Raw genomic sequence first — 19,242 nt, 5'->3', positions numbered from 1 at the left:
GTTCATGGGGAACGCCGCCCTCCCCGGAACCCTCGCCCTCCCCACCGGGCCGCACGAGCGGTCGGTGGACGACGAGGACGTCAGGACGCTCCTCGGGTGGCTGGAGAACCGGGGCGACGCCTGGCGGCGGGCAGGTCCCGACGGCTTCGAGGGCATCCACGGCTGGCTCGACCCCGACGAGTCCTGGTTGCTGGCCGAGGCACTGGACGGCCGCCCGCCGCCGCTCGCCGTGCTCCGTGACCTCGCGCGCCGCGCCGCGGCGGACGGACGCGGGGTGCTGTGGGGGCTGGACCTCTGACGTGCCGCGCCGCCTGACACGCACGACGCACGACGCCCGGCGGCCGTGGGGCCGCCGGGCGGGGAACCCGTGGGGTCCCGGGGCCCGCCGCGAGGCGAGGACCGGGACCGGGGCGCGTCCGCCGGTGGGGGGGATCGAAGATCCGGCGGCCCGCCCGGGGTCCGTGGGGGGTATCCATGCGCTTACCCGAAGGAGGCCGAAGACAACATTTTTCTTCCGCGAACCCCTCGTTCGAGGGAACGCACGCCCCGCCGGGCCGCCCGCAGCCCCGCTCAGACCAGGCGGACGAGCGCGTGGACCGGCGCGTGGTCGGACGGCTGGCGCCCCGCGCGCGAACGGTACGGGTTGATCGCCGCGCGCCGCACCCGCACGCGGTCGTTGACGAGGAGCCAGTCGATCCGGTCGCCGCCCTCCACCGGGTCGCGGTAGTTGGGGAACGTGCCCCACTGCGGGGTGAGCCGCCGCTCGGCCGCCGTCCAGCCGTCCCGCAGCCCGCCGTCCGTGACGAGCACGCGGTAGGACTCCGACGTCTCCGCCGGGGTGTTGAAGTCGCCGGTCAGCACGACGGGCAGGGCGGGGTCGAAGCCGCCGATCCGGTCGCGGACGAGCGCGGCGGAGCGCTGCCGCGCGTTCTCGGACTGGTGGTCGAAGTGGGTGTTGACGTGGATGAACTGACGGTCCGTCCGCAGATCGCGGAAGCGCACCCAGGTCACCATCCGTACGACCGAGTTGCCCCAGGACGCCGAACCGATCACGTTCGGCGTGTCCGACAGCCAGAAGTGGTCGTAGTCGAGCGGTTCCAGGCGGCGCGTGTCGTAGTAGACCGCCATGTACTCGCCCCGGCCGCCGCCCTCGCGGCCCAGGCCGATCCAGTCGGTCCGGTCGGGGAGATCGGCCGCGACCTGCTTCACCTGGTGGTACAGCGCCTCCTGCACGCCCAGCACGGTCGGCCGCTCCCGGTTCAGGAACTCGGCCAGCACCGGGCGGCGGTCCGTCCACGAGTCCGGGCTTCCCGGAGCGGCGTTGGCGTCGTAGCGGATGTTGTACGACATGACGTGCAGGTGGTCGCCCGGCGCCTCGCCGATGAGCGGGCGGCGCCCGGCGCCCTCACCGGCGCGCGGGCCGGACGCGTCCGCCGTGCCCGCCATCGCCAGCAGCCCGGCCGCCGCGCCCGTCGCTCCGAGTACGCCCCGTCGTGTCACAGCCATGGGTGGTTCCTCTCTTCGCACGTGCGGGTGACTTACCGTCGCGCCGACGACTCTGGACGCCGTCCGTGTGCCGCCCGGGTAGGCCGGGCGACGCCCCGCCGAACGCCCGGCGAATAGCCGATGCCGCGGCGCCGCGAAATCCCGTGTGGCGGCGCCGTGTTGAATTCACCGGCCGCCCCAGGCATTTTCACATTCCCGTTCCCGGTGCCAACTACCGGGAAAGAACGGTTGATTGGACAATCATCGTAGGGGGCGCCGGACCGGCGGCCTTGCACGTCGGCGCGCCACCCCGTACATCTCTTACGGCGGCACGCACCTGACGATCGGGGGATTTCGCGACATGGCCTCTCCGCTTTCCGCCGACAAACTCCTCAAGGCCCTCAAGGACGAGGGAGTAAAAGTCGTCGAACACAAGAATTGGCGAACGAACAATCGAAACGGCGTGGGGTCCTGGGGTCCCGTGCACGGCGTGATGGTGCACCACACCGTCACCACCGGCACCGCCGGAAGTGTTGACCTCTGCTACGGGGGAAGGTCCGACCTCCCCGGGCCGCTGTGCCACGGGGTGATCGCCAAGGACGGCACGGTCTACCTCGTCGGCCACGGCCGAGCCAACCACGCGGGGGCGGGCGACCGGGACGTCCTGGACGCCGTCATCGCCGAGAAGGCACTCCCCGCCGACAACCAGACCGACGCGGACGGCAACACGCACTTCTACGGCTTCGAGTGCGTGAACCTCGGCGACAACAAGGACCCGTGGCCCGCCGCCCAGGTCGAGGCGACCGTCCGGGCGAGCGCCGCTTTGTGCCGCGCGCACGGCTGGGGCAAGGACGGCGACACGAGCGTGATCGGCCACCTGGAGTGGCAGCCGGGCAAGATCGACCCCCGCGGCCCCGGCATCACCATGAAGGACGTCCGGGCGCGGGTGGCCGAACGTCTGAAGCACGACGCCGGGTGGAGCCCCGGCGCGCCCGCCGAGGAGGACGAGATGCCCGAGTGGTCCGTCTACGGCACCACCGACTACGTCAGGACCGTTCCGCCCGGGACCTGGACGACGCTCCAGTTCAACCGGAAGCACGACGGCAAGAAGTGGGTGGACAAGGAGGCCGAGCCCTCGATCCTGTTCGGCTCCTGCCGCTACACGGCGTCGGTCGGCGTCCGCGTGGTCGGCCTGGAGCGCGGCCAGGAGTTCCAGATCCGGCTGGCCGAGTACCGCGCCGACGCGGACGGGAAGTACGAGCGCACCGGCAGCATGCCGATCAACTCGCCGGTGCACGACGGCGGCGACGGCCACTTCACCTACGCGTGGACCGGCTTCATCTCCTCCACCGACAAGGGCCGCATCCGCGTCGAGGTGCTGCACCACGGCGACGGGCCCCTCACCGTGGACTGGGCGCGCGCCGAGTCGCTCTACTGGCCCACCTGACCTGCGGGCGTAACGTTCTCCCGCCCTCCTGCCAAGTACGTGTGTCAGCAGGACGAGGACGGGAGTCCCCCGCGTGAAGATACCCAGCACGAGCCGCGGCGGTCCGGCCGCCGTGGCTCGTGACCCGGCGCTGTTCGAGGAGTTCTACCGGCGGCACGTCGAAGCGGTGACGCGCTTCCTGGCCCGCCGCGTGGACGATCCGCACACCGTCGCCGACCTGACGGCCGAGGTCTTCCTCGCCGTCATCGACTCGGCGCAGACGTACGACGCCGCGCGCGGCAGCGAGACCGCGTGGCTGTACGGCATCGCGCGCAACACCGTCTCGGCCGAACACCGGCGTGCCGCCAGGGAGAAGTCCCTCGGCACCCGTATCGCCGGACGCAGGCTGCTGGAGCCGGACGACATCGCGCGCCTGGAGGAACGGCTCGTCGCCGAGAACGAGGGCCGCCGCGCCCTCCTCGCGATGGCGGAACTGCCCGAGGGGGAACGGGCCGTCCTCGAACTCGTCGCCGTGGACCAGCTCACCGTCACGGAGGCCGCGCGCGCCTTGGGGCTCCGCCCGGTCACCGCGCGGGTCCGCCTCCACCGCGCCCGCAAGTCCCTCACCGCTCTCACGCGGGAGCCCGCCTCGCCACCTCGCCGGAGCGCCACCTCCGCCGTCACCCCCAGGAGCACCGTATGACCGCCACGTTCGAGGACCGCCTGCTGGCCGAACTCCAGCGCGAGGTCCACCTCGCCGCCGCCGAGGACCCGGCACCCGTGCGCCGTACGCGACGCCTGCCCGTGCGCCTGGCCGCCTGCGCCACCGCCGTGGCGGCCGTCACGGGCGGCGTCCTCCTCTTCCCCGGCGGCACGGCCCCGGCCGCGTACGCCATCGAGACGGAGAACGACGGCACGGTCTCGCTCAGCTTCCTCGACGGGATCGGCATGGAGATTTCCCCGGAGGACTTCGCCGAGGACCTGGCCGCCGCCGGGATCGACGTCACCCTGAACCCGGCGCCGCCCGGCACCATGTGCTCGTGGCCCGAGCACGACCCCGCCGACCCCGGCGCCGAGGACCCGCGGCGCGGCCTGATCGACAGACCCACCGTCATCCCGCCGTGGGAATCGCGCGAGGACTACGACGCCCGGCTTCCGTTGGTGGACTTCACCTTCCAGCTGCTCCCCGGGGACGTCGCCGTCATCGGCGCGAACGACCTGCGGGAGACCGGCGTGACACTGGAGTTCTTCGACAGCGACCCCGGCCCCTGCGGCCCCGTCGTGGAGCCACCGCGGTTGTTCCGCATCCCGCCGGACAACGTCTGACATCGCCCGCGGCCCCGTGCCCTGCCGCTAGCGTGGTCCCATGCGCTACGAGGCACGGCACAGCGAGGAGCGCGGCTGGTACGTCGTCTCCGACGAGGGACACCTCGCCCATGTCCCCGACCCTGACACCCACCACCTCAGGGCCGCCCTCTTCGAACGTGAGGCGGACGCCGAGCGCTGCGCCCAGGAGCTGACCAGGCTCGGCACGCTCAGCTGACGCCCGCCGCCGACCGCACCATCGCCATGTACCGGTCCCAGTCCCAGTGCGGCCCGGGGCAGACCCGGACCACGTCCGGCACCTCGTTGTGCCCGACGATGTGCTCCCGGTCCACCGGTATGTCGTAGCGGGCGCAGATCCCGGCGACGAGACGGGCCGACGACTCGTACATCGTGTCCGTGAGATACGACGGGTCGTCGGCCCAGCCCTCGTGCTCGATGCCGACACTGCGCTCGTTGAACGCCTGATGCCCCGCCTGGTACGCCACGTCCAGCTCGCGCACCATCTGGGCCACGTGCCCGTCGCCCGAGCGCACGACGTAGTGCGCCGCGGCGCCGTGCGACGGGTCCTGGAAGACGCGCAGGGTGATGTCGTACGTCGCCTCAGGCATGTGGATCACGACACGGTCCACGCCGTAGTCCCGCGGGCGGCTCGCCCGCCGGTAGTTGGCGGTGGAGGCGGGCACCCACTCCGCGCCCTCGTGCTCCACCTCGCCCTCCGTACGCGGCACGGCCGGGGCGCCGTACTGCCACCACCAGCGCTCCAGCGCGTCACGGCCCAGGAATCCGCCCACGCCGACCGCGGCCGTCGCCCCGCCCGCGATCAGCAGACGCCGCCGCCCCGGCCCCCCGCCGCCGGACCGCCGGTCCGTAGCCGCATGTTCACCCATCGTGTCCTCCCGACCCCCTTCAACGCTCGCCACCTGCCGAGGGTTCCACCCCGGCTCGTAGAATCGGCTCACCATGCCGTATCTCGATCACGCAGCCACCACCCCGATGCTCCCCGAGGCCGTCGCGGCGATGACAGCCCAGCTCACCGCCACCGGGAACGCCTCGGCGCTCCACGGCTCGGGACGCCGGGCACGCCGCGTGGTCGAGGAGGGCCGCGAGGCCATCGCCGCGGCGCTCGGCGCCCGTCCCAGCGAGGTCGTCCTCACGGCGGGCGGCACCGAGGCCGACAACCTCGCGGTCAAGGGCCTGTACTGGTCACGCCGCGCCGCCGACCCCCGCCGTACGCGCATCCTGGCCAGCCCCGTCGAGCACCACGCCGTGCTCGATCCCTTGCAGTGGCTGGCGGACCACCAGGGTGCCACGGTCGAATGGCTCCCCGTGGACGCCCACGGACGCGTCCACCCCGACGCGCTGCGCGCCGCCCTCGCGGACGACCCGGGCGACGTCGCGCTCGTCACCGTCATGTGGGCCAACAACGAGATCGGCACCGTCCAGCCCGTCGCCGAACTCGCCGCCGTCGCCGCCGAGCACGGCATCCCGTTGCACTCCGACGCCGTCCAGGCCACGGGCCAGCTCGGCGTGGACTTCGCCGCAAGCGGCGCCGCGGCCCTCACCGTCTCCTCCCACAAGATCGGCGGCCCGTACGGCATCGGCGCCCTGCTGCTGTCCCGCGACCACACCCCCGTCCCCGTCCTGCACGGCGGCGGGCAGGAACGCGACGTGCGCTCCGGCACCCTCGACGTGCCCGCCGTCGCCGGATTCGCCACCGCCGCCACGCTCGCCGCCGCGCGCCGCGCGGACTTCGCCCGCACGGTCGGCGCCCTGCGCGACGACCTCGTGGCCGCCGTCACCACCGCCGTGCCCGACGCGATCCTCGGCGGCGACCCCGACCCCGCCGGACGCCTCCCGGGCAACGCGCACTTCGCCTTCCCCGGCTGCGAGGGCGACTCGCTGCTCCTGCTCCTCGACGCGCAGGGCATCGAGTGCTCCACGGGCTCCGCCTGCACGGCCGGTGTCGCCCAGCCCAGCCACGTGCTCCTCGCCACAGGGTCCGACCCCGAACTGGCCCGCGGCACCCTGCGGTTCAGCCTCGGGCACACCACCGTCCCGGCCGACGTCGCCGCGGTGGCCGCCGCCATCGGCCCCGCCGTGGAAAGGGCCCGCGCGGCGGGCCTCAGCTGACCGTACCCTGGAAGGCGCTATGACTGAGACCCCTCGCGCCGCCCGCCCCCTGAAGGTCCTCGCCGCCATGTCGGGCGGGGTCGATTCCGCCGTCGCCGCCGCCCGCGCCGCCGAGGCCGGGCACGACGTGACCGGCGTCCACCTCGCCCTCTCCGCCAACCCCCAGTCCTTCCGCACCGGGGCCCGCGGCTGCTGCACCGTCGAGGACTCGCGCGACGCCCGCCGCGCCGCCGACGTGATCGGCATCCCGTTCTACGTGTGGGACCTCGCCGAACGCTTCCGGCAGGACGTCGTCGATGACTTCATCGCCGAGTACGAGGCGGGCCGCACGCCCAACCCGTGCCTGCGCTGCAACGAGAAGATCAAGTTCGCCGCCCTCCTCGACAAGGCCCTCGCCCTCGGCTTCGACGCCGTGTGCACCGGCCACTACGCCACCGTCGTGACGGCCCAGGACGGCACGCGCGAACTGCACCGCTCCGCCGACCTCGGCAAGGACCAGAGCTACGTCCTCGGCGTCCTCGACCAGCGGCAGCTCGCCCACGCCCTGTTCCCCCTCGGCGACACCGGCGCCACCAAGACCGAGATCCGCGCCGAGGCGGAGCGCCGCGGCCTCGCCGTCGCCGCCAAGCCCGACAGCCACGACATCTGCTTCATCGCGAACGGCGACACCCAGGGCTTCCTCGCGTCCCATCTCGGCACCGCCGAGGGCGACATCGTGGACGAGGACGGCGCGACCGTCGGCACCCACTCCGGCGCCTACGGCTTCACCATCGGCCAGCGCCGCGGCCTGCGCATCGGCCGCCCCGCGCCGGACGGCAAGCCGCGCTACGTCCTCGACATCTCCCCGGTGGACAACACCGTCACCGTGGGCCCCGCCGAAGCCCTCGACGTCCTCGCGCTCACCGCCATCAGGCCCCGCTGGTGCGGCCCCGCCCCCACCGGCCCCGGCAGCTACACGGCCCAGCTGCGCGCCCACGGCAGCGAGACGCCCGTGACCGCCGAGCCCACCCCCGACGGGCTGCGCGTCCGCTTCGCCGAGCCGGTGCGCGGCGTCGCGCCCGGGCAGGCCGTCGTGCTGTACGACGGCGCCCGCGTCGTCGGCTCGGCGACCATCGCGACGACGGAACGCGCCACCGCCGTCGGCCACGCCTGACGCGGGGCCCTCAACGGGCGCGGACGTCCAGCCGGTTGGCCAGCACCGGGACCGCCGTACGGGCCGCGTCCGCCTCGCCGGGGTCCAGGTCGAACACCAGCATCCCCGGCTCCCCGCCGAGGCGCGCCCGCACCTCGCCGAGCGGCGAGACGACCATGCTGTGCCCGACCCCCGTCGGCGCCGTCGTACGCGGCGGCTCACCCACCGTCGCGGGGTCGGCCTGCCCCGCCGCGACCACCCAGCACGTGCTGTCCAGCGCCCGCGCCCGCACGAGCACGTCCCACTGCCCCACCTTCCCCGGCCCCGCGCCCCAGGACGCGGGCAGCAGCACCACCCGCGCGCCCCGCTGCGCGAGCCGCGTGAACAGCTCGGGGAACCGCACGTCGTAGCAGGTCGCGAAGCCGAGGCCCACGCCGTCCAGTTCGGCCACCACCGTGCGCCCGCCGGGCGCCACCGTCGCCGACTCCGCGAAGCCGAACGCGTCGAACAGATGCAGCTTGTCGTACGAGGTGTCCACGCCGCGCCCCGTGATCAGCAGCGTGTTCCGTACCCGGCCGTCCGGCGCCGGGGTGAACATCCCCGCCACCGCCAGCACGCCGGCACGCCCCGCCGCCTCCCGCACGCCCGTCGCCCACGGCCCGTCCAACGGCTGCGCCACCGGGCCGAGCGGGATACCGAAGCGCGCCATGGCCGCCTCCGGCAGGACCACGACGTCCGCGCCCTCGACCGCCGCCTCGGCGATCGCGCCCGTGACGGCCCGCAGGTTCTCCTCGGGCGAGACACCCGACACGAACTGCACCGCAGCGATCCGCATGCCCGTACCCCTTCCCGGACGGGCCCGTGCCCCGCCCTGCCCTTCCGCCCTCACCACCGTACGAGAGCATGACCCCATGGCAACACATGTGATCACCGGGGCAGGCTCCGGCATCGGCGCCGCCGTGGCCCGCCGCCTCGCGGAGCGGGGCGACGAGCTGTGGCTGTGGGCCCGCGACGCGGGACGCGCCAAGGAACTCGCGGCGCAGCACCCCGGCGCCCGTACCCTCGTCGGCAACCTGGCCGAGCCTGAACGGCTCTCCTGGGCGCTCGGCCACCAGTCGCCGCCCGACCGCATCGACTCGCTCGTGCACAGCGCCGGGGTCGTCGAACTCGGCCCGGTCGGCGAGCTGACCCCCGCCGTCTGGCGCGCCACCCTCGCCACCAACCTCGTCGCCCCCGCCGAGCTGACGCGGCTCCTCCTCCCGCAGCTCCGGGCCACGCGCGGCCACGTCGTCTTCGTCAACTCGGGCGCCGGGCTGCGCGCGAACGCCCAGTGGGGCGCGTACGCCGCCAGCAAGCACGGCCTGCGCGCCCTGGCCGACGCGCTGCGCGCCGAGGAGGCACCGCACGGCCTGCGCGTCACCAGCGTCCACCCGGGCCGCACGGCGACGCCCATGCAGGAGAAGGTCCACCAGCAGGAGGGGGCCGCCTACGACCCCGACCGCTGGATGACCGCCGACGCCGTCGCCACCGTCGTGCTCGCCGCCCTCGACCTGCCGCACGGGGCGGAGGTGACCGACCTCTCGGTGCGCCCCGCCGGGTGACTTACGTTGTCCCCGTGACCGACGCATCGAGGGACGCAACACACCGCGCGGACAGCCGCGCCACGACAACACCGACCACGGCCGCCGCCGGGGAGCCGGACGGCGCCGCGTTCCCCTGGGGACCGGCCGCCGCGACCGGCATCGGCTCCCTCCCCGGCGAGGACGCCAGGGAGGCGGCGCGCGTCGTCAGCGGCTCCCTCGACACGCTGCTGTTCCTGCCGGAGCTGCCCGCGCGCGGCCCCGGCGCCGACATGATCGGCAGGACGGCCGGGCTGCTCGCCGAGCTGTACGCCCGCGTCGAGCCCAGCGGCTGGCGCCTCGGCGACCGGCCGGGCCGTGACACCCGCCGGGCCCACGCCTGGCTGGGCGAGGACCTCGACGCCCTTGAGGAGTTCACCCAGGGGTACACCGGCGCCCTCAAGGTCTCGGCGGTCGGCCCCTGGACGCTCGCCGCCGCCCTGGAACGGCGCAACGGCGAGGCCATGCTCGGCGACCCGGGGGCCGTGCGCGACCTGGCGGCGTCCCTCGCCGAAGGGCTGCGCGGGCACCTGGCCGACGTGGCGCGGCGCGTGCCGGGCGCCCGTCTCGTCCTCCAGCTCGACGAGCCGTCGCTCACCGCCGTCCTCCTGGGCCGGGTGCCGACCGCGAGCGGCTACCGGACGCACCGCACGCCGGACCGTGCGGTGGTCGAGGAGACGCTGCGCGGGGTGATCGCCGTCGCCGGGGACGCCCCGGTGGTCGTGCACAGCTGCGCGCCCGACGTGCCCTTCGGACTGCTGCGCAGGGCCGGGGCGGGCGGCATCTCGTTCGACCTCGGGCTGATCACCGAGCGTGACGACGACGCGCTCGGGGAGGCGGCGGAGGGCGGCACCGCGCTGTTCGTCGGCATCGTGCCCGGAACCGGTTCCGGGGCCGGGGAATTGTCAGACCCGGCCGGTACTGTCTCAGGAGTCAGAACGCTCTGGCGCAGGCTGGGGCTGTCACCGGCGCTCCTCCCGGAGGCCGTGACCGTCACTCCCGTGTGCGGGCTGGCGGGCGCCTCCCCGGCGTACGCGCGGGCCGCCCTCACGCACTGCGTCCGGGCGGCGCGATCCCTCGCGAACGACCCTGAGTGACGGGAGACGAGAAGGTGGCTGGGACACGGTCCGGCGGTGGCGGCGCGGAGTCCTCCGTGCCCCCCGAGGCGCGCGAACGGCACGCCAGGCTCGCCGAGCAGGTCGAGGAGCACCGCTTCCGCTACTACGTGCGGACGCCGGTGATCAGTGACAGCCGGTTCGACGCGCTGATGCGGGAGCTCCAGGCGCTGGAGGAGGAACACCCCGAGCTGCGCACGGCCGACTCGCCCACCCAGGCCGTCGCGGGCCGGTACGAGACGGAGTTCACCCCGGTCGAGCACCGCGAGCGCATGCTCTCGCTGGACAACGCGTTCGACGACGAGGAACTGTCCGCCTGGGCCGACCGCGTCGCCGCCGAGCTGGACGGCATCCCGTACCACTTCCTGTGCGAGCTGAAGGTGGACGGCCTCGCCGTCAACCTGACGTACGAGCACGGCCGCCTGACCCGCGCCGCCACCCGCGGCGACGGCCGCACGGGCGAGGACATCACGCCCAACGTCCGCACCATCGACGAGGTCCCCGACCGGCTCACCGGCGACCGCGTGCCCGACCTGGTGGAGATCCGCGGCGAGGTGTTCTTCGCCATGGAGCGCTTCGAGGAGCTGAACGCGCGGCTCGTGGAGGCGGGCGAGAAGCCGTTCGCCAACCCCCGCAACTCCGCCGCCGGTTCCCTGCGGCAGAAGGACCCGAAGGTCACCGCGGGCCGGGCGCTCCAGATGGTGGTGCACGGCATCGGCGCCCGGGACGGCTTCGCCATCGACCGGCTGTCCGACGCGTACGGGCTGCTGGAGGAGTGGGGCCTGCCCACGGCCCGCGCCGCCCGCGTGGTGACCGACCTGGACGGGGTGCGGGAGTTCATCGCCTACTACGGCGAGCACCGGCACGCCGTCGAGCACGAGATCGACGGCGTCGTCGTCAAGGTGGACGAGATCGCGCTCCAGGGCCGCCTCGGCAGCACCTCGCGCGCCCCGCGCTGGGCGATCGCCTGGAAGTACCCGCCCGAGGAGGTCAACACGCGCCTGCTCGACATCCGCGTCGGCGTCGGCCGCACCGGCCGCGTCACCCCGTACGCGGTCGTCGAGCCGGTGACGGTGGCCGGTTCCGAGGTCGAGTTCGCCACGCTGCACAACCAGCAGGTCGTGAAGGCCAAGGGCGTGCTGATCGGCGACACGGTCGCGCTGCGCAAGGCGGGCGACGTCATCCCGGAGATCCTCGGCCCGGTCGCCGACCTGCGGGACGGCAGCGAGCGGGAGTTCGTCATGCCGGAGCAGTGCCCCGAGTGCGGGCACGCCCTCCAGCCGATGAAGGAGGGCGACATCGACCTGCGCTGCCCCAACGCGCGGTCCTGCCCCGCCCAGTTGCGGGAGCGCGTCTTCTACCTGGCCAGCCGCAGATGCCTCGACATCGACCACTTCGGCTATGTCGCCGCGACGGCGCTCACCCAGCCGCTCGAACCCTCGGAGCCGCCCCTACGGGACGAGGGACGCCTGTTCGAGCTGACCGTGGACGAATTGCTGCCCATCAGGTCCTACGTCCTCGACCCGGACACCGGCCTGCCGCGGCGCGACCCCGAGACCGGCGAGCCCAAGATCGTCACCTTCTTCGCCAACCAGAAGGGCGAGCCGAAGAAGAACACCCTCGCCCTCCTGGAGAGCATCGAGCAGGCGAAGAACCGGCCGCTCGCCTCCCTCCTCACCGGCCTGTCCATCCGGCACGTCGGCCCGGTCGCGGCCCGCGCGCTGGCCCGCGAGTTCGGCTCGATCGACCGCATCGCCGCGGCCGACGAGGCGGAGCTGGCCGCCGTCGAGGGCGTCGGCCCGACCATCGCCGCCTCGCTCAAGGACTGGTTCGCCGTGGACTGGCACCGCGCCATCGTGGAGCGCTGGCGCGCGGCCGGGGTCAGGCTCGCGGAGGAGACCGGCGAGGACAAGGCGCCCCGCCCGCTCGCCGGTGTCACCGCCGTCGTCACCGGCACCCTGCACGGCTGGACGCGCGACGGCGCCAGGGACGCGCTCCAAGGGCTCGGCGCGAAGGTGACCGGATCGGTCTCCAAGAAGACCGGCTTCGTGATCGTCGGTGAGAGCCCCGGCTCCAAGTACGACAAGGCCGTGCAGCTCAAGGTGCCGATCCTGGACGAGGAGGGTTTCGGCGTCCTGCTCGCCGACGGCCCCGACGCCGCGCGCGCCGTGGCCGTGAAAGTGACGGAAGATACAGATGAGGAGTCAGAATCCTGACGGTACGGACGAGTTGGGAAGCGTGGGCGGCATGCGACCGTGGCATATACCAGAGGCACGTCACACCGTGAGGTGCTTTGGGCAAGCAGCCGGGTTAGCTGACACCCGGCCCGCCGGGACGCCTAGTGTGGGGCAGACACGTCCGCCCCGGGCGCGGCGGACACGGCCGTGAGAGGGACCCGCATGCACACAGCTTCCGGGGTGGGACGGCCTCTGCCGCGCGGATACACCTGGATGGCGCGGCACGCGGGCGCGGCCGTCCTCGCCGCCGCCGGGGTCGCCCTCCTCATCGGGGTGTGCCGCCTCGTCAGCGGCGGCCACGCCCTCTTCCCCGGCGACCGGCCCGGCTGGGGCTTCGCCGTCCTGACCGGTCTGGTCGTCGCGCACCTCGTCGCGCTCGGCGGCAACAGCTGGTGGGGCGGCGGCTCCGGTTCCGGCGCCGCCCTGGCCCTGGCCATGCTGCTGCTCTACGGCTGGGTCCCCGCCATGCTCGTCAGCCTGGCCGTGGTCACCCTGGCCGGGATAGCCCGCCGCGAGAGCCGCCTCCAGGCCACCCGGCACGGCGCCATCGACATCCTCGGCGTCGGCGGCGCCGCGCTCACCCTCGCCGCCTGGGGCTCCCGCCCCAGCGTCGAGAACCCCTGGGAGCCGGGCGACTGGCAGGTCGCCACGCTGCCGCAACTCCTGCTCGGCGCCTGCGCGTACCTCGTCATCACCCGCTTCCTCCTCTGGCTCGTCAGCGCCCCGCCGGGCGGCCTCCCGTCCCTCGCCTGCGCCGCGCTGCTGAAGCAGGGCCTGGTCGCCTCCGCCCTGCTCTGCATCGCCCCGCTCATCGCGGTCGTCGCCGCCCACGCGCCGCTGCTGCTTCCGCTGTTCGCCGTCCCGCTCATCTCGCTCGACTCCACCTTCTGGATGGCACGGGCCCGCGCCGAGGACCAGCTCAGCGACCCCCTCACCGGCCTCCCCAACCGCCAGTGGCTCCTGGAACGCGCCCGGGGCGCCCTCGACGACGCCGGGAGCAGCGGCGACCGCGCCGCCCTCGTCCTCATCGACCTCGACAGCTTCCGCGCCGTCAACGACACCCTCGGGCACCTCGCGGGCGACCGCCTCCTCCTCCAGATCGCCGACCGCATACGCGCCGAACTGCCCCCGGGCGCCGAGGCCGCGAGGCTCGGCGGCGACGAGTTCGCCGTCCTGCTGCCGCGCGTCGCCTCCACCACCAGCGCCCAGCGCGTCGCCCGCGCCCTGGTCGGCTCCCTCGGCGCCCCCCTCGACCTCGACGGCCTCACCATCGTCGTGGAGGCCAGCGCGGGCGTCGCCGTCTTCCCCGAGCACGCGCCCGGCGCCGAGGACCTGCTGCGCCGCGCCGACGTCGCGATGTACGACGCCAAGCAGGACCGCAGCGGCGTGGAGGTCTACGACGCCAGCCGCGACGGCAACACCCCCGACCGCCTCGCGCTCCTCGGCGACCTGCGACACGCCCTCGACGCCGGTCAGGTCGAGCTGCACTACCAGCCCAAGGTCCGCTTCGACGGCGAGGTGGCCGGTCTTGAGGCCCTGATCCGCTGGGAGCACCCGGACCGCGGCCGGGTGCCCCCCGACGAGTTCATCACCATGGCCGAGACCTCCGGACTCATGCCGCGCCTCACCGAGTACGTCCTGGAGACGGCGCTGCGGCAGGTCGCCGAGTGGCGCGCCCACGGGCTGACCGTGCCCGTCGCCGTCAACGTGTCGCCGCGCGACGTCTACACCCCCGGGTTCGCGGGCGCCGTCGCCGCCCGCCTCGCGCGGCACGGCGTGCCCGCCGGATCGCTCCAGCTGGAGATCACCGAGCACGTCATGCTGGAGGACCCGCAGCACGCCGCCGACACCCTCGCCGGGCTGACGGGCCACGGCGTCCGCATGTCCCTGGACGACTTCGGCACCGGCTACTCCTCCCTCGTGCACCTGCGCCGCCTGCCCGTGAGCGAGCTGAAGATAGACCGGTCGTTCGTCGCGCGGCTCGTCGTGGACCCGGAGGACGCCGAGATCGTCCGCTGCACCGTCGAACTGGCCCACTCCCTGGGCCTGGTGGTCGTCGCCGAGGGCGTCGAGGACGACGAGACGTGGGAGCGGCTGCGCGACCTCGGCTGCGACGCCGTGCAGGGTTGGCTCGTCGCCGCCGCCATGCCCGCGTCCGAGGCCACCGCCTGGCTCCGCGCCCGCGACAGCCCGTCGGTCGATGGCCTGCCCGCCGGGACGCTGCCCGCCGAACTGCCCGCCGGAAGCCTGCCCGCGGAGATCCCGGCCCGCACCCTGTCGGCCGAAGCCTGAGCCCCCGCACGGGCCGGGCGGGAATCGGTGCGCGGACCGCCACGCAGCCGCCATAGGATTGGCCGCGGAAACCCGAACCCGCGACGAGCAAGAGGATCGCCACATGCCCGGCATCACGCGCGAGGAGGTCGCCCACCTCGCCCGGCTGGCGCGTCTGGAGCTGACCGACGAAGAGCTGGAACACTTCGCCGGACAGCTCGACGACATCATCGGCGCGGTCGCCCGCGTCGCCGACGTCGCCGCCGAGGACGTCCCGCCGACCTCCCATCCGCTGCCGCTCACCAATGTGATGCGCGCGGACCGCGTCAGGCCGAGCCTGACCGCCGAGCAGGCGCTCGCCGCCGCTCCCGCGCAGGAGCAGCAGCGTTTCAAGGTGCCGCAGATCCTGGGGGAGGAGTGACCATGAGCGAGCTGACCAGGCTCACCGCCGCCGAACTGGCGGCCCGCGTCGCCGACGGCTCCGTCAGCGCCGTCGAGACGGCGCAGGCCCACCTCGACCGGATCGACGCCGTGGACGAGAAGGTGCACGCCTTCCTGCACGTGGACCGCGAGGGCGCGCTCGCCCAGGCCCGCGCGGTGGACGAACGCCGCGCCGCCGGGGAGAAGCTGGGCCCGCTGGCCGGGGTGCCGCTGGCCCTGAAGGACATCTTCACCACCGAGGGCGTGCCCACGACCGTCGGCTCGAAGATCCTCGAAGGCTGGCTGCCGCCCTACGACGCGACGGTCACCCGCCGCCTCAAGGACGCGGGCATCGTCATCCTCGGCAAGACGAACATGGACGAGTTCGCCATGGGCTCGTCCACCGAGAACAGCGCCTACGGCCCCACCGGCAACCCGTGGGACCTCACCCGCATCCCCGGCGGCTCGGGCGGCGGTTCGGCCGCGTCCCTCGCCTCCTACCAGGCGCCGCTGGCCATCGGCACCGACACCGGCGGCTCCATCCGCCAGCCCGCCGCCGTCACCGGCACGGTCGGCGTCAAGCCCACCTACGGCGGCGTCTCCCGCTACGGCATGGTGGCGTTCTCCTCGTCCCTCGACCAGGGCGGCCCCTGCGCCCGCACCGTCCTCGACGCGGCGCTGCTGCACGAGGTGATCGCCGGGCACGACCCGCTGGACTCCACCTCGGTGGACGCGCCGGTCCCCGCCGTGGTCGAGGCCGCGCGCAGCGGCTCGGTCGCCGGGCTGCGCGTCGGCGTCGTCCGCGAGTTCAGGGGCGACGGCTTCCAGGCCGGGGTGCTCCAGCGCTTCGACGAGTCGGTCGAGCTGCTGCGCGGCCTCGGCGCCGAGATCGTCGAGCTGTCCTGCCCCTCGTTCGACAAGGCGCTGGCCGCCTACTACCTGATCGCGCCGTCCGAGTGCTCCTCGAACCTCGCCCGGTTCGACGCCATGCGCTACGGCCTGCGCGTCGGCGACGACGGCAGCAGGTCGGCCGAGGAGGTCACCTCCCTCACCCGCCAGGCCGGGTTCGGCCCCGAGGTGAAGCGCCGCATCATGCTCGGCACCTACGCGCTGTCGTCCGGCTACTACGACGCCTACTACGGCAGCGCCCAGAAGGTCCGCACGCTGGTCGCGCGCGACTTCGAGGCGGCCTTCGGCCAGGTGGACGTCATCGTCTCCCCGACGACCCCCACCACCGCGTTCCCCATCGGCGAGCGCGTGGACGACCCCATGGCGATGTACCTCGCCGACCTGTGCACCATCCCCGTGAACCTCGCGGGTAACAGTGCCATGTCCCTGCCCTGCGGTCTGGCACCGGAGGACGGTCTGCCGGTCGGGCTCCAGATCATCGCGCCCGCCATGGCCGACGACCGCCTCTACCGCGTCGGAGCGGCGGTCGAGGCCGCGTACCAGGCACGCTGGGGGCACCCGATCCTGGAGGAGGCACCCGCACTATGAGCAAGAAGAAGCAGCGGTCGAAGGCCAGCACCTACCTGTCCATCGGCACCACGCTGTTCGGCGCCGTCAGCGTCACCCGGCAGCTGCGCGAGGCCCGGGTGGAGAAGGACACGCTGCGGCTCGCCGACGCGATCGTCCACGGTGCCGCCATCGTCACCGGCGTCGCCCTGCTCGTCCGGGAGATCCGCCGCATGACCACCGACGACTGAGCACCGAGAGGTAACCGTGACCGTCACCGACCTGGTGTCGTACGAGGACGCGCTCGCGTCCTACGACCCCGTCATGGGCCTGGAGGTCCATGTCGAGCTGGGCACCGCCACCAAGATGTTCTGCGGCTGCGCCACCACCCTGGGCGCCGAGCCCAACTCACAGACCTGCCCGGTCTGTCTGGGGCTGCCGGGCGCGCTGCCCGTGGTCAACGCCACGGGCGTCGAGTCGGCCGTCCGCATCGGTCTCGCCCTGCACTGCGACATCGCCGAGTGGTGCCGCTTCGCCCGGAAGAACTACTTCTATCCGGACATGCCGAAGAACTTCCAGACGTCCCAGTACGACGAGCCGATCGCCTTCGACGGCCACCTGGACGTCCAGCTGGAGGACGGCGAGGTCTTCCGGGTCGGCATCGAGCGCGCCCACATGGAGGAGGACACCGGCAAGTCCACCCACATCGGCGGCGCGACCGGCCGCATCCACGGCGCGTCGCACTCCCTGCTCGACTACAACCGCGCCGGGATCCCGCTGATCGAGATCGTCACCAAGCCGATCACCGGCGCGGGCGCCCGTGCCCCGGAGATCGCCCGCGCCTACGTGGCCGAACTGCGCGAGGTCATCAGGGCGCTCGGCGTCTCCGAGGCGCGCATGGAGATGGGCCAGCTGCGCTGCGACGTCAACGTGTCGCTGCGCCCCCACGGGCGGGAGAAGTTCGGCACGCGCAGCGAGACCAAGAACGTCAACTCGCTGCGCAGCGTCGAGCGCGCCGTCCGCTTCGAGATCCAGCGGCACGCGGCGGTCCTGGACGACGGCGGCGTCATCGTCCAGGAGACGCGGCACTTCCACGAGGAGAACGGCAGCACCACCTCGGGCCGCGTCAAGGAGGAGGCGGAGGACTACCGCTACTTCCCCGAGCCCGACCTCGTGCCGCTCGCCCCCGCCCGTGCCTGGGTGGAGGAGCTGCGTGCCGGGCTGCCCGAGCTGCCGCTCGCCCGCCGCGCCAGGCTCCGCGAGGAGTGGGGCATCTCGGCGCACGAGATGCAGTCCGCGCTGAACGCGGGCGCCGTCGATCTCGTCGTCGCCACCGTCGAGGCGGGGGCGGACGCCACCTCCGCGCGGAAGTGGTGGCTCGGCGAGCTGGCCCGCCGGGCGAACGAGGCCGGTACCGACCTCACGGCCCTGCCCATCACCCCGGCGCAGGTCGCGCGGGTGGCCGCGCTGGTCGCGGAGGGCGCGCTCAACGACAAGCTGGCCCGTCAGGTCATCGACGGCGTGCTGGCGGGCGAGGGCGGCCCCGACGACGTCGTGGAGAAGCGCGGCCTGCGGGTCGTCTCCGACGAGGGCGCCCTCGGCGCCGCCGTGGACGAGGCCATCGCGGCCAACCCGGCCGTCGCCGAGAAGGTGCGCGGCGGCAAGGTCGCGGCGGCCGGCGCGCTGGTCGGCGCGGTCATGAAGGCCACGCGCGGCCAGGCGGACGCCGGACGGGCACGCGAACTGATCCTGGAACGGCTCGGCGCGGACGCCTGAGCGCCCGTACGGCGCGCCCACGGCCGAGGCCCCGGCCCGTCCCCCGCGTGGGGGAGGGGACCGGGGCCTTCGTGTCGGCGCGGTCGCAGGTCAGCGGCGCGGTTCCCAGCGGAAGAGGCGGGTGGCCAGCACGACCGCGACGACGACCCAGCCGAGGGTCGGCGCCAGCAGGAGCAGCGAGTCGCCGGTGGGGACGCCGCCGTTCCACGCGTCCATGATCAGCTCGGTGGCCGAGCCGCCGGGCAGCAGCCGCTTGAGCGGGGCCAGCTCCTCGGTGCCGCTGATCCCGACCCAGCTCGCCACGGCGATGCCGCCGAGGCTGACGGGCAGCGTCGTGACCTGGGCGTGCTCGGGGGAGTTCGTCAGCCCCGCCGTGGCCAGGCCGAGGCCCAGCATCATGACCACCACGGCGAGGACCGCCGCGACCAGCAGCGGGGTGTCGGACGGGCCCCCCGCGACGGCGGCCAGCGCGACGAGGATCACCGTCACCTGGACCAGCGCGAGCACCGTCACCGGCAGGAGCAGCCCGGCGAGGATGCGGGCGTCGCCCGCCGCGGTGGAGCGCAGCCGCTTGAGGAAGAGGTTCTGCCGCCGCGCGGCGAGCGTCGTCACCGCCGTCGTGTAGAGCCCGAACGCGCCCACGGTGAACGCCACCACCGCGGCGATGTACCCGAGGCTGCCCAGGTCGGCGAAGGCTTCGTGCTGGTACACGAAGTACGCGCTGACCGCCGCGGGCATGATGCAGCTGGTCACCAGGACCAGCCGGTTCCTGAAGATCTGGATCAGTTCGCTGAGAGCGATGGAGAGCATGGGGCCGTCCCTTTCTCGGGAGGTGCAGGGAGCGGGTGGT

19 protein-coding genes are annotated in these 19,242 nt (G+C 73.8%); 15 read left to right on the top strand and 4 right to left on the bottom strand.

What is annotated here, in order from left to right; translation table 11 throughout:
• The first annotated feature begins 4 nt into the window (after positions 1-4).
• On the top strand, positions 5-298 hold the full coding sequence (locus tag IF27_RS04340; RefSeq protein ID WP_190232801.1) for a hypothetical protein: 294 nt from the start codon (positions 5-7) through the stop codon (positions 296-298).
• A gap of 272 nt (positions 299-570) precedes the next feature.
• Here IF27_RS04340 and IF27_RS04335 read toward each other — a convergent pair whose 3' ends face one another.
• The gene (locus IF27_RS04335; protein ID WP_110945539.1) at positions 571-1,506 is read right to left on the bottom strand and encodes an endonuclease/exonuclease/phosphatase family protein; all 936 of its coding nucleotides are present in this window, start codon (positions 1,504-1,506) and stop codon (positions 571-573) included.
• A gap of 340 nt (positions 1,507-1,846) precedes the next feature.
• Here IF27_RS04335 and IF27_RS29940 point away from each other — a divergent pair, with 340 nt between their 5' ends.
• From IF27_RS29940 to IF27_RS30845, 4 genes are all read left to right on the top strand, one after another.
• The gene (locus IF27_RS29940; protein WP_110945538.1) at positions 1,847-2,932 is read left to right on the top strand and encodes a peptidoglycan recognition protein family protein; all 1,086 of its coding nucleotides are present in this window, start codon (positions 1,847-1,849) and stop codon (positions 2,930-2,932) included.
• Between the two features lie 73 nt (positions 2,933-3,005).
• The gene (locus tag IF27_RS04320) at positions 3,006-3,614 is read left to right on the top strand and encodes an RNA polymerase sigma factor (protein ID WP_052847983.1); all 609 of its coding nucleotides are present in this window, start codon (positions 3,006-3,008) and stop codon (positions 3,612-3,614) included.
• Positions 3,611-4,237, top strand: coding sequence for a hypothetical protein (locus tag IF27_RS04315; protein ID WP_052847982.1), 627 nt, complete (start codon positions 3,611-3,613; stop codon positions 4,235-4,237). Before IF27_RS04320 ends, IF27_RS04315 begins: the two co-directional genes overlap by 4 nt.
• 40 nt (positions 4,238-4,277) lie before the next feature.
• A complete protein-coding gene (locus IF27_RS30845; RefSeq protein WP_190232800.1) occupies positions 4,278-4,454 on the top strand; it encodes a hypothetical protein in 177 nt (58 codons plus the stop codon).
• On the opposite strand, the gene IF27_RS04310 is transcribed toward IF27_RS30845, so the two are convergent.
• Positions 4,447-5,124: an N-acetylmuramoyl-L-alanine amidase gene (locus IF27_RS04310; protein ID WP_110945537.1), complete on the bottom strand. Its 678-nt coding sequence runs from the start codon at positions 5,122-5,124 to the stop codon at positions 4,447-4,449. The genes IF27_RS30845 and IF27_RS04310 overlap by 8 nt on opposite strands.
• Positions 5,125-5,197: 73 nt before the next feature.
• Here IF27_RS04310 and IF27_RS04305 point away from each other — a divergent pair, with 73 nt between their 5' ends.
• Positions 5,198-6,367: a cysteine desulfurase family protein gene (locus tag IF27_RS04305; protein ID WP_052847980.1), complete on the top strand. Its 1,170-nt coding sequence runs from the start codon at positions 5,198-5,200 to the stop codon at positions 6,365-6,367.
• A gap of 19 nt (positions 6,368-6,386) precedes the next feature.
• On the top strand, positions 6,387-7,520 hold the full coding sequence (gene mnmA / locus IF27_RS04300; RefSeq protein WP_052847979.1) for a tRNA 2-thiouridine(34) synthase MnmA: 1,134 nt from the start codon (positions 6,387-6,389) through the stop codon (positions 7,518-7,520).
• A 10-nt stretch (positions 7,521-7,530) separates the two neighbouring features.
• Here mnmA and IF27_RS04295 read toward each other — a convergent pair whose 3' ends face one another.
• The gene (locus IF27_RS04295) at positions 7,531-8,334 is read right to left on the bottom strand and encodes a carbon-nitrogen hydrolase family protein (protein WP_052847978.1); all 804 of its coding nucleotides are present in this window, start codon (positions 8,332-8,334) and stop codon (positions 7,531-7,533) included.
• A 76-nt stretch (positions 8,335-8,410) separates the two neighbouring features.
• Between IF27_RS04295 and IF27_RS04290 the strand changes: the two genes are divergently transcribed.
• From IF27_RS04290 to gatB, 8 genes are all read left to right on the top strand, one after another.
• A complete protein-coding gene (locus tag IF27_RS04290) occupies positions 8,411-9,100 on the top strand; it encodes an SDR family oxidoreductase (protein WP_052847977.1) in 690 nt (229 codons plus the stop codon).
• A gap of 140 nt (positions 9,101-9,240) precedes the next feature.
• Complete coding sequence (locus IF27_RS04285) at positions 9,241-10,215, top strand: methionine synthase (protein ID WP_052848410.1); 975 nt, start codon at positions 9,241-9,243, stop codon at positions 10,213-10,215.
• Between the two features lie 14 nt (positions 10,216-10,229).
• Entirely contained in the window at positions 10,230-12,449 is a 2,220-nt protein-coding gene (ligA, locus tag IF27_RS04280; protein WP_052848409.1) for an NAD-dependent DNA ligase LigA, read from the top strand.
• A 234-nt stretch (positions 12,450-12,683) separates the two neighbouring features.
• A complete protein-coding gene (locus tag IF27_RS04275; protein ID WP_275935576.1) occupies positions 12,684-14,762 on the top strand; it encodes a putative bifunctional diguanylate cyclase/phosphodiesterase in 2,079 nt (692 codons plus the stop codon).
• 103 nt (positions 14,763-14,865) lie between these two features.
• Positions 14,866-15,162 (top strand): Asp-tRNA(Asn)/Glu-tRNA(Gln) amidotransferase subunit GatC, encoded by a 297-nt coding sequence (gene gatC, locus IF27_RS04270; protein ID WP_052847976.1) that lies wholly within the window; start codon positions 14,866-14,868, stop codon positions 15,160-15,162.
• Positions 15,163-15,164: 2 nt separating this feature from the next.
• Positions 15,165-16,658: an Asp-tRNA(Asn)/Glu-tRNA(Gln) amidotransferase subunit GatA gene (gatA, locus tag IF27_RS04265; RefSeq protein WP_052847975.1), complete on the top strand. Its 1,494-nt coding sequence runs from the start codon at positions 15,165-15,167 to the stop codon at positions 16,656-16,658.
• Positions 16,655-16,867, top strand: coding sequence for a hypothetical protein (locus IF27_RS04260; RefSeq protein WP_052847974.1), 213 nt, complete (start codon positions 16,655-16,657; stop codon positions 16,865-16,867). The genes gatA and IF27_RS04260 overlap by 4 nt, the downstream gene beginning before the upstream one ends.
• 16 nt (positions 16,868-16,883) lie before the next feature.
• A complete protein-coding gene (gene gatB, locus IF27_RS04255; RefSeq protein ID WP_052847973.1) occupies positions 16,884-18,392 on the top strand; it encodes an Asp-tRNA(Asn)/Glu-tRNA(Gln) amidotransferase subunit GatB in 1,509 nt (502 codons plus the stop codon).
• A gap of 90 nt (positions 18,393-18,482) precedes the next feature.
• Here gatB and IF27_RS04250 read toward each other — a convergent pair whose 3' ends face one another.
• Positions 18,483-19,202, bottom strand: coding sequence for an ABC transporter permease (locus IF27_RS04250; RefSeq protein ID WP_052847972.1), 720 nt, complete (start codon positions 19,200-19,202; stop codon positions 18,483-18,485).
• Positions 19,203-19,242 lie beyond the last annotated feature (40 nt).

This window comes from Streptomyces avicenniae, assembly GCF_000719135.1.
Lineage (GTDB): Bacteria > Actinomycetota > Actinomycetes > Streptomycetales > Streptomycetaceae > Streptomyces > Streptomyces avicenniae.
The sequence above is the reverse complement of the archived record's forward strand: the minus strand, read 5'-3'. Positions and strand labels throughout refer to the sequence as shown.

Bases quoted from the DNA above. Each gene is read 5' to 3' on its own strand.
- IF27_RS04340 (WP_190232801.1), top strand. From the start codon at position 5: ATGGGGAACGCCGCCCTCCCCGGAACCCTCGCCCTCCCCACCGGGCCG.
- IF27_RS04335 (WP_110945539.1), bottom strand. From the start codon at position 1,506: ATGGCTGTGACACGACGGGGCGTACTCGGAGCGACGGGCGCGGCGGCC.
- IF27_RS29940 (WP_110945538.1), top strand. From the start codon at position 1,847: ATGGCCTCTCCGCTTTCCGCCGACAAACTCCTCAAGGCCCTCAAGGAC.
- IF27_RS04315 (WP_052847982.1), top strand. From the start codon at position 3,611: ATGACCGCCACGTTCGAGGACCGCCTGCTGGCCGAACTCCAGCGCGAG.
- IF27_RS30845 (WP_190232800.1), top strand. From the start codon at position 4,278: ATGCGCTACGAGGCACGGCACAGCGAGGAGCGCGGCTGGTACGTCGTC.
- IF27_RS04310 (WP_110945537.1), bottom strand. From the start codon at position 5,124: ATGGGTGAACATGCGGCTACGGACCGGCGGTCCGGCGGCGGGGGGCCG.
- IF27_RS04305 (WP_052847980.1), top strand. From the start codon at position 5,198: ATGCCGTATCTCGATCACGCAGCCACCACCCCGATGCTCCCCGAGGCC.
- mnmA (WP_052847979.1), top strand. From the start codon at position 6,387: ATGACTGAGACCCCTCGCGCCGCCCGCCCCCTGAAGGTCCTCGCCGCC.
- IF27_RS04295 (WP_052847978.1), bottom strand. From the start codon at position 8,334: ATGCGGATCGCTGCGGTGCAGTTCGTGTCGGGTGTCTCGCCCGAGGAG.
- IF27_RS04290 (WP_052847977.1), top strand. From the start codon at position 8,411: ATGGCAACACATGTGATCACCGGGGCAGGCTCCGGCATCGGCGCCGCC.
- IF27_RS04275 (WP_275935576.1), top strand. From the start codon at position 12,684: ATGGCGCGGCACGCGGGCGCGGCCGTCCTCGCCGCCGCCGGGGTCGCC.
- gatC (WP_052847976.1), top strand. From the start codon at position 14,866: ATGCCCGGCATCACGCGCGAGGAGGTCGCCCACCTCGCCCGGCTGGCG.
- gatA (WP_052847975.1), top strand. From the start codon at position 15,165: ATGAGCGAGCTGACCAGGCTCACCGCCGCCGAACTGGCGGCCCGCGTC.
- IF27_RS04260 (WP_052847974.1), top strand. From the start codon at position 16,655: ATGAGCAAGAAGAAGCAGCGGTCGAAGGCCAGCACCTACCTGTCCATC.
- IF27_RS04250 (WP_052847972.1), bottom strand. From the start codon at position 19,202: ATGCTCTCCATCGCTCTCAGCGAACTGATCCAGATCTTCAGGAACCGG.